This window comes from Streptococcus sp. 3613 (assembly GCF_013277375.1).
GTDB lineage: Bacteria > Bacillota > Bacilli > Lactobacillales > Streptococcaceae > Streptococcus > Streptococcus pseudopneumoniae.
Window position 1 is genome coordinate 1 of record NZ_VMMV01000120.1, and the last position, 9,224, is coordinate 9,224.

The following is a 9,224-nucleotide window of genomic DNA, read 5'->3' on the forward strand; positions in this document are numbered from 1 at the left end:
AAGTCAGTCACATATATACGGCAAGGCGACGTTGACGTGGTTTGAAGAGATTTTCGAAGAGTATAAACCTATCTCCCTCTTAGCGGTAAGATATCCTCTGAAATCATGCGCATATAGTCCTCTTTGAGGGCTTTTTTGTATTTGAGTTTTGGTAGTGCCTTGTCTCCGTGAGCTTCCTTATAGGCCAGATAGTCCTGAGACTCAGTGATGGCTTTTTCACCATTTTGCTTGTCTCGTCCGATGCGGTAGTTGTCCACTACGAACTGGAGTTCATCCTCTCCTATCTGCCAATAATCTGCCGTTTCACGAATCTTTTTCTGGGTTGTTAGCTCAATCATCTCATCCAACTTATGGGTTACAGACTGTCCCTGATAGCTCTTGGCATCAGCTTGGACATCCTGCCAGAGTTTAGAGATGATGCTGGATAACTTAGGATTGGATTTGTTCAAATCTTCGATATAGTTATCTACCAGACTCTTTTCCTTTTTACCAATGAGGTTTTCCCGATTTTCGATCAAGGCTTGGATGAGGGACAGGATATAGTGATAGTTTATCTCGTCGGTGCGGATGGATTCGAGCTCATACTCGATATCCAGCAGCACACCTTCCTCTTCTTGGTCTTCTTTTCTGCGTCTGCGGAGTTCTTCGATGACATTGTGATATTGGCCGGCAAAGTTCTCGATGTCTTCTAGGCTGAGGCCAATCTCTCTGAGGATGACTTTCTCATCATAGTCAGAATAGACCTGTATAGAGGATAGGAGCTTGTCAAATTCTTGGAAGGCCTTGGCAAAGCGTTTTAATTCTGCATCTGTCGCTGTATCCAAATCTGGCACCTGCTCTGGACTTGGAGCGATGGCTAGTAGTTGATGAACCTTCTCAAGAAACTTGGCCTTCTCCTCCTGCCATTCTGGAGCTAAGACACTGGTTTCGCCACCATTTGAGTAGAGGCTCAGAGCTTCATCCACCTTTTCTTTAAAACGGTCAGGAGTTTGGAAGGTGACGATTTGACCGAATTTCTTGCCTTCATCAAAGAGACGATTGGTTCGTGAAAAGGCCTGAATGATATGCTGGGGTTTCATGGGCTGACGGTCCATGAATAGGGTCGATAAGCAAGGGGCATCAAAGCCTGTCAACAAGCGGTCCACAACGATAACCAGGTCCAACTGCTCTTCACGGAAGGCAAAGCATTCTTTCTTACGGGCCAAACGGTCGTTGAGGTCACTATTGTATGAAGCAATGGTTGCTAGGCTAAAGTGGGTACCAAACATGGTATTGTAGTCTTCTAGGCTCTCCTCCATGTAGGCTTGGTTGACATAGGAGTCTGCTTCATTCTCTGTCACAGAATAGGTAATAGCAACCTTAGGAAAGTCTGGTAAGACCTTTTTAACATTTTCCGAGATGCTTAGAGACTTCTCTCCATTTTTGACTTGCTTAATCAGGTTATAATAGGCCTGCGCACGGGCAATACTTTTAACGGTCAAAATGGCTTCATAGGTTTTTCCTACTCCATTTTGGAAACCGAGTTTGCGTCTTGAGCGATTGAGAATGGCATCTAAAACAGCAAGCATATGGCCTTCGTCATCATAACGCTCCTCGTCAATCTCATCTTCTGCCCAACCAGGCATGGTTGTCTGATACTCTACATTAAAGCCAAGAACCGCCTTGTCATGAATGGCTTCTTTGACGGTATATTGGTGGAGGCAGTCACCGTACTGCTCTTCGGTCGTCTGAGCAAGGTCTCCTTTTTGTTCACGTTTATTTTCTGTAAAGATAGGAGTTCCTGTAAACCCATACCAGAGAGAATTTGTAAAGAAGTGCTCTAGGTGGCGCTGGCGTTCAGGAGTCACTGCGCGATGGCATTCATCAACAACAAAGCCTAGTTTGAGTTGTTTGATACGATTGTAGACCTTTTGGTGACGGCCTTCATCAAACTGACGAATCATAGCATTGATTTTCTGGATGGTCGTCACAACGACACGGCGGTCATCAGAAGCTAGATTTTTAACCAATTCCTGTGTATCATCGGTCTCGTCGATATCAATCATATCGTTCTCTGCGTAAGACTGAAAAGAACTGGTCGTCTGCTGGTCAAGGTCTGTCCTATCAATCACAAAGATTGTCTTCTCAATGGATGGTATCTGGAGCAGATTGCGCGAAACCTTATAGGAGGTCAGGGTTTTTCCTGAACCAGTCGTATGCCAAATATAGCCCGACTGGCGCTTGCGACTGGCTTCACGGATAGCCTCAATGGCATGTACCTGATAGGGGCGTAATAAAATCAAGGCCTTCTTGTCATCATCAATGACAGAATACTGCATGACCATCTCGTGGGCTCTCGGTATCGACAAGACAGACTCTGCAAAGTCAAATAGTTGAGGTTGAGGTCTATTTTCACTATCCACCCACTTGGTCAAGAAGCGCTCATTTAGCTTGTTGGCTTTGGCAGCTGCGATGTAGCGGGTGTCTGTGACATTAGAGACGACAAACATCTGAAGACTTGAAAAAATGCCTCTGAACTGTCCTTCTTGGTCGTATTTTTTAATCTGACGGAAGGCATCCATGTAAGGATGAGAACGGCTTTTTAGTTCAATCTGAATCATAGGCAGACCATTGATCAGCAAAGTCACATCCCCACGACGCTGGCGAATCCCTTCTCCGCCTGTGATGACTTGATTGACAACCTCATAGCTGGATTTGCCACCAGCGACATTGTTTCTCCACAAGACTTCCAAGCGAATGGTGCCTAAACTAGCATCTTCACGTTGAACCTGCACCTTGGCAATGCCATTTTCCCCTGCTATCCACTTGGCTGCTTCGTAGAAGTTGACGAAATTGAGCTGGTTTTTAATTTGATTTTTCTCTAAATTTGTAAGGGGATGGTCTTGCAAAATGCGGACATTATTGGCTTCCAGCTTGGCAAAAAAGTTTCCCCATAGGAGGTCTTCTGTATTTAACTCAGGTCGATACACCCATTGACTTTCTCCCTTTGTCAACTGGTTGATCAAATCTCGCTCGATAGCCAATTCCTGTTTGGTTTTGGCTTTACCTGCTACAGGGATAGCAGTCTCATCTTTGGGAGAGAGTCTCTGGCTGATATGGAAATCCTGCAAGGCGGCTTGATTGAGATATTGCAATTTTTTGAGAAGATCTTGCTCCGTCCCTTTAATGGCTTGATAGGCTGCCGTCAAGTCTTTATCTGCATCTAGGTAGTGATGGGGATTCTTCTTTATTTGAATATAACCCTGCACTAAATCTTCTAAACGTCTCAGCTGAATAGCAAGCTGGTTCTGGAGTTCCTGAGAATTGCTTCCAGATGCTCCTTTCTGGTTGATAGCTTCTAGGTATTCTACGATGGCAGCATAACTAGGCTGTAACTCAGGTGCTGAAACGATGAGTTCTTGTTCTAATTCTTTTGATAAGGTGTAAGCCATGTTCATACCCCATTTCTACAACGCAAAAAGCCTACCAAAAAGATTGGCAGGTTTTGAAAATGGGTATGAAAACGCGAGTTTATATATATATATATATATATGTGTGTGTGTGTGCAAGCTAGTTATTTGCTTAAATCTGAAAACCATAGGGACTCTTCCTTTTCATTCATCCAAGGCGTTGCGACATCGAAAAAACAGCGCCTTTACTTCCTTCTATTGTATCATAAAAGACTAGTAGTGAAAAGGTTTCCCATGGTTTTATCTCTTATTTCAGAGTAAAGGTAGTTTCTTTCTTAAATTTTCAATGTATCTATAGACTAAAAGATCTTTTTAGTTTAGAATAGTAATATAAACTATTTTTGTATCATGATAACTTAGAATAATTCATAATTTTTTAATAAAAATAAAAAATATAAATAGGAGAATTTATAATGTGTAAAGTCTATAAATATAGCGAACTATACTCAACAGATTTTATGTCTTATTTTGACAATAAAAAAGAAGTAATATCAGACATTGAACTTCAATCAGATGAATATAGTATAGATATTGATAAAATTATTGCTGAATTAGGAATTGAGGTTATAGAAACATACTTCGATTCGCATTCTGGAAAATATGATGCTGACACTAAAAAAATGTATGTTAATATTTTGGAACCGCTACAGCGTCAACGATTTACTAAGTCTCATGAATTAGGCCATTTTGTGTTAAAACATGAAGGAATTTCTGAACGTGAACAAACACCAGTAGCGAATGCTAAAGAAAGAGCTGCTAACCAGTTTGCAGCAGAACTACTAATGCCGCAAAAGTTAATCATAAAAGCAATCGATAGAATGGCAATAGATTATTCTATGACCTGGGAGGAATTAGATACTTTAAATGATGAAATTATTATTACTTATCTTGCTGAAAAATTAAATGTGTCCAATCCGGCTATGAAATATAGACTTATTAATTTGGGTGTATTGTCCATTTAAGGAGAATTTTATGTTACTTAGGGATAAATTCTATGAAAATTTAGGGACCTATTATTCATCCCCTGAAGAAATAAAAAATCAACTGAATTCAAAAATCTTTAATGATTTTAAAATAGTAATAAATATAATTGGAATAAACCAACCTCAGGAAGATTTAACACCAATTTACAAAATTCAAAATCTAGAACTCTCATCAACAAATAAAAACTCTAAATTGCAAGATGAAATCGATGATATCAATAAATATTTATTAAGTGCAGGTACGGGATTAGGATATAAAGATGAAAAAAATTCATGGAGTTTATTTTACTTAATAAAAGAAATGATTACATCGTTTCAAAGACAAGGCTATAATTACTATAGGGGACAAAGAGAAGATTGGGAAACAGTACCAGGGATATTTAGAAATTTACAAAATAGTGAAGGAAATAAATACTGTAACACTTTTGAATCTCTTTATCTAAATATCTCTAGAGAATTTCCTGATGAAGTTAAATATGTCCCTTTAAATCAAGAAATGTTAGATATCCGAGCTGATGAATTAGCTATCTTACAACATTATGGTTTGCCAACAAGTCTACTAGATATTTCCGAAAATCCATTCATAGCCATGTTGTTTATGTTAGGTTTTGGGAAAATAAAAAATCCTCAGTTAGAGTTCTATAAAATTGACTCCAGCAATGATAGTGAGAATGGAATAATTTCTTTAGTTCATAAGAAAATTACAAATAAGAGAATACGGGCACAAAAAGGTGCTTTTATAAATTTTGATAAACTTATTAAATTTATAAATTTTAAAAAAAATGAAATAGAATTAGAAAATTATAAACCTATCGATAGAATTATTCTAAATATCAAATTTAATATAGAGGCCTCTATTAAGTCTTTAAAAAATCAGCAAAGCTCTAATCATACTAAGCCAGAAGATGATCTATCTTCTAAAAATTTAGACGGAGTAATTAAATTTTTAGAAGGAAAGTCTGTCAAATCAGGTTCTGATAAAAATAATCAAGAGGAAAGAATTTCTGGCGACTACTATGAATTAATTCAAAGAGAACTTTTACGAAAGTTAAAAGAGTACAATTATGAAACAAATGCCTTATTTCCAGATTTTTCAGACTATTTGATTTATAAATCTAAAGAATTCGAATTAAAAGATGATAAAAAATCTAATAGAGCGGTACTTAATGAATTAAAAAAAAATTCAAATAACCTGCCTTATCATAAAAGCAAAAAGAATAGAAAAGGTAAATATAGAATCACAAGAGTCTGGAGAAAAAGTCTTTGAAATCAAAAAAACGCATAATATCAAGAATTATACAACCTTGATATTATGTGTTTTATTGTAGAAAGATTTACTTCATTTTCTCCTGAAATTGAGTTTTTCCCAGCATCCTTGTGTATTATTCTTGTACTTCTTTCTGAGCAGCCTTGCCTTGGTCGAGAAGGGCTTGGACGATTTTCTCATCGCGTAGTTTGACAGAATCGTTGATCATTTCTGCGGACTTGACGATGGTTGTTTCTAGTTGGGCACGTTTCTGGCGTCCCAATTCAATAGCTGCGACGATACCTTGGTTTTGAGCGACCAGACTTTCAGCCAATTTGGTAACAGACTCAACAGCGACTGTCGGGCTTTGGGCAATTCTTTCCATCTGCGGAATCACTTCCTTGCTGGTCTCAGCTAGCATCTGAAGGGCAGCATTATTGGCATTGACAATGGCATCTGCCACGACACCTGATTTCATGGATTGTTGCAAAATACCCAGTTGGGCAATGGAAAGTTTCATTGTCGGAATCGTATTACGACGAAGCATTCCCAATTTTTGGCGCATATCAGATGACACCTTCACAAGATTGCGCATCTGAGGTGTTGTTGCCCAGGCAACATAGAGACGGCTGACATACTCAGTGTGCTGTTGTTCAAGGGTATTGACCACTTCAGCCATGCGGGCCAATTCTTGTGACTTGGTTTGGTATTCTACCGTACTTGTATCGAGTTGGTCAGCTTGAGCTTTCAGTTCTGCAGCGCGCTTGCCAGCTTCTGTCTGGCTGGCTTCGATAAAGGAAATCACTCCCACTAGATTTTCAATGGATTTGGTATTGTCCTCAATCAACATCTCAGCAGAGACGATATTTCGAGCTAGCACATCTTCTTGCTTGACCACTGCGGCAGCCATGCCATCGAGCTTTTGCTCTACTGTTTTTGAGTCAAAGTAAAATTCCTGTAGGGTATTCTTGCTCTTGTTAAACAATCGTTGCAAAAAGTTTGGCTTTTCTTCTAACTCAGCAATTTCAGCGTTCTTGTATTTGACTACAAAGCCTTGCAACTCACGGTTGGTATTCTTGAGAAGATCATCCACTTGGGGAATCTGCAGTTTCTTTTGTTCTGACAAGATACGGTTGACCGTATTGTTCACACCTTCTACAGCAGATTGGCCAAAATCCAAAAGAGCATTTTGATTGGTGACAAACTGGTCTACCAACTGGGGCACGTGCGCCTTAATCCCTTCTTGTTGCTCAGGGCTCAGCTTCTCAAGGAAGGTCAAGGTCTTGTCCGAGCCAGTATTGGTCTCGATGATTTGGGTTGTCTTATCCACCTTAGCTACCGTATTATTGGCAATCTGGTCAATATCAAAATTAAATTCTGTCATGGTTACTCCTTTGTTTCTAACCTATTCTTTACGATCTTTTTCTAGGATACGCAAACTAATATCAAAATCACGCATATCTGTTTCATTGAGTTCTCTCAACACCTGGTCCAGCTCAAGGTCAAATTGTTCGATAGCTGCTTTAGCTTGCTGTAAACGTTCTTCTGCTCGATTATAGTTTTTAGGATTGGCCTTAATCTTTAAATAGCCTTCTAAAATCGTTTTGAATTTCTCCATCTTCAAACTATGAATGGCCGTCAATTCTTCCTTATCCCCCTCAGCCGAGGTAGCAATCTTGTCTAAAATGGCCTGATGGTCAATGGCAATATTGGCCAAGGTCTGGGACAATTCTGGAGCTAATTCCTCTGGCTCCGCATTTTCAAGATCTACCTGACTTTCTCTATCCAAACGTTCTAGCTGAACATCGATGTTTGCCCTTACTGTACGAACCTTTTTGTCAATACGGTTGTAGATATCAGCATCGATATAGGACTTGAGACGAACCGCCTCCTGATGGATTTCCCTCAGTTCGATCAATACTTGATTGGCCAGACTCTTATAGGAATCTGAACCTTTTTCTACTAAAGTTCCCTCCAATTGCTGAATATCCTTGTCCGCCTGACGAATCCTGGCTTTTAAAAGCTCAATCCGATCATCGAGCGAACGATCCTGCAAAAGAGGATAGCGCCAACGTTTATAGAGACGATAACCACCATAGCCTAGCAGGACACAAGCCGCAAGTGGGAGAGCATATTGAACCAAAAGGCCCAGTAAGAACAAGAAGCCCCAAAAATAGAGACAGCCTTTCCAAAAACCATTACCTGATTTCATAAACATTCCTTATTTTCAATTTATAAATCTATTTTAGCACAAAAGACAAAAATGAGGGCGGAAATCCCCTAGAAAAGAGTTGATTTCTTTGCTGTAGAATGCATGCGTGCTAATTTCAGTGGAGCGGACTCAAACCACAGGATTCAGTGTTATAAGATTGCGGAATGACCTCTGAGGAATATCAAAACAAAAGCTTGAAATATTGGGTGTTATATGTTAGAATGAACTTACAATGTGAGTAAAGTTACAGCATATGTAACTAAAAAGCCCCACCGTGCCACCGATGGTTTTTTTTGCTACCCTCTTAAAGGGTTAACCATTACTTCTTACGTTTCTTAAGCCATAACTTGAAAAGCTCAGATAACACGTTAATAAGTAACAGAGCTAGAAACACTGTGAGTAAAGTTTCTAACATCGGCAACACCTCCCTTCATTAAATTGAGGGGGCTAAAATATAGTAGATTGAAACTAGAATAGTATATCTGGATTTCTAAAATATTACTAGAAATTGATTTGATTGTCCTGATTGATTTGTCCTATTTTTATTTTATTTCTCTATATTATATCATCAAGATCACGTAATTCCCAAACAAAAACGCCTTTATGTGTATGTACTGATGTACTGATCCCAAAAAGTTAGACAATTAATTTAAGCAAAGGATTTAGTTCTGTATTGCACAGGGCTAAGTCCTTTTAGTTTTACCTTAATTCGTTTATTGTTGCAGTAATCAATATAGTCTACAATAGCTTGTTCCAATTGATTAAGCGATTGAAACGACTTCTCATAACCGTAAAACATTTCCGATTTCAGAATCCCAAAGAAGGACTCCATCATACCATTGTCTGGGCTGTTACCCTTACGTGACATAGATGGTTAGATTCCCTTATTCTTTAAAAAATGACGATAGAAATCGTGTTGGTATTGCCATCCTTGGTCACTATGGAGAATTGTATTTTCGTAATGGTTCTCTGTAAAGGCTTGTTCTAGCATAGCTTTCATTTGTACTAAGTTCGGCAAATAGGAGATAATTTCACTGTTAAAGCCATCTAAAACTGGTGATATAGTTGCTTAGTTTCAAACAAGCATGTTATAATAAAGCTATGGCATATAGTACAGATTTTAAACAGCGAGCATTAGATTACATCAAAGAGGGGAACAGCCATGTCGAGGCAGCCAAGGTTTTTGATGTCGGCGTCAGAACTCTCTTCACGTGGGAAAAGAACTTACGTGAACAAGGACACTTAGAGAGGAAAAAGCGAGTCGTCAAAAACCGAAAGATTCCTTTAGAGGAATTGAAATCCTTTGTAGAGGCTTATCCAGATGCTTTTTTACG

Annotated in this window: 5 protein-coding genes and 2 pseudogenes; 3 read left to right on the top strand and 4 right to left on the bottom strand. The window is 39.0% G+C overall.

All coding sequences use genetic code 11. The features are described from left to right. Positions 1–68: 68 nt before the first annotated feature. Positions 69–3,437: a type I restriction endonuclease subunit R gene (locus HT708_RS11030; RefSeq protein ID WP_226373100.1), complete on the bottom strand. Its 3,369-nt coding sequence runs from the start codon at positions 3,435–3,437 to the stop codon at positions 69–71. 470 nt (positions 3,438–3,907) lie between these two features. On the opposite strand from HT708_RS11030, the gene HT708_RS11035 reads away from it, so the two are divergent. Together HT708_RS11035 and HT708_RS11040 are read left to right on the top strand one after the other, a co-directional pair. Continuing rightward, a complete protein-coding gene (locus HT708_RS11035; protein ID WP_240148159.1) occupies positions 3,908–4,411 on the top strand; it encodes an ImmA/IrrE family metallo-endopeptidase in 504 nt (167 codons plus the stop codon). A gap of 10 nt (positions 4,412–4,421) precedes the next feature. Next, positions 4,422–5,699: an FRG domain-containing protein gene (locus HT708_RS11040; RefSeq protein WP_023941419.1), complete on the top strand. Its 1,278-nt coding sequence runs from the start codon at positions 4,422–4,424 to the stop codon at positions 5,697–5,699. Positions 5,700–5,814: 115 nt separating this feature from the next. On the opposite strand, the gene HT708_RS11045 is transcribed toward HT708_RS11040, so the two are convergent. The 3 genes and pseudogenes from HT708_RS11045 to HT708_RS11055 all read right to left on the bottom strand — a co-directional run. Beyond that, entirely contained in the window at positions 5,815–7,062 is a 1,248-nt protein-coding gene (locus HT708_RS11045) for a toxic anion resistance protein (protein ID WP_000134328.1), read from the bottom strand. Between the two features lie 21 nt (positions 7,063–7,083). After that, positions 7,084–7,890, bottom strand: a complete 807-nt coding sequence (locus HT708_RS11050) for a hypothetical protein (RefSeq protein WP_023935424.1) — start codon at positions 7,888–7,890, stop codon at positions 7,084–7,086. 649 nt (positions 7,891–8,539) lie between these two features. Next, positions 8,540–8,953, bottom strand: a pseudogene (locus HT708_RS11055) (IS3 family transposase); the annotation flags it as partial. A gap of 38 nt (positions 8,954–8,991) precedes the next feature. Between HT708_RS11055 and HT708_RS11060 the strand changes: the two are divergent. Then, positions 8,992–9,224 (top strand): annotated as a pseudogene (locus HT708_RS11060) (IS630 family transposase); the annotation flags it as partial.

What these genes read in the sequence shown, in the direction of transcription:
- HT708_RS11040 (WP_023941419.1), top strand. Translation starts at nt 4,422, where the DNA reads ATGTTACTTAGGGATAAATTCTATGAAAATTTAGGGACCTATTATTCA.
- HT708_RS11050 (WP_023935424.1), bottom strand. Translation starts at nt 7,890, where the DNA reads ATGAAATCAGGTAATGGTTTTTGGAAAGGCTGTCTCTATTTTTGGGGC.
- HT708_RS11035 (WP_240148159.1), top strand. Translation starts at nt 3,908, where the DNA reads ATGTCTTATTTTGACAATAAAAAAGAAGTAATATCAGACATTGAACTT.
- HT708_RS11045 (WP_000134328.1), bottom strand. Translation starts at nt 7,062, where the DNA reads ATGACAGAATTTAATTTTGATATTGACCAGATTGCCAATAATACGGTA.
- HT708_RS11030 (WP_226373100.1), bottom strand. Translation starts at nt 3,437, where the DNA reads ATGAACATGGCTTACACCTTATCAAAAGAATTAGAACAAGAACTCATC.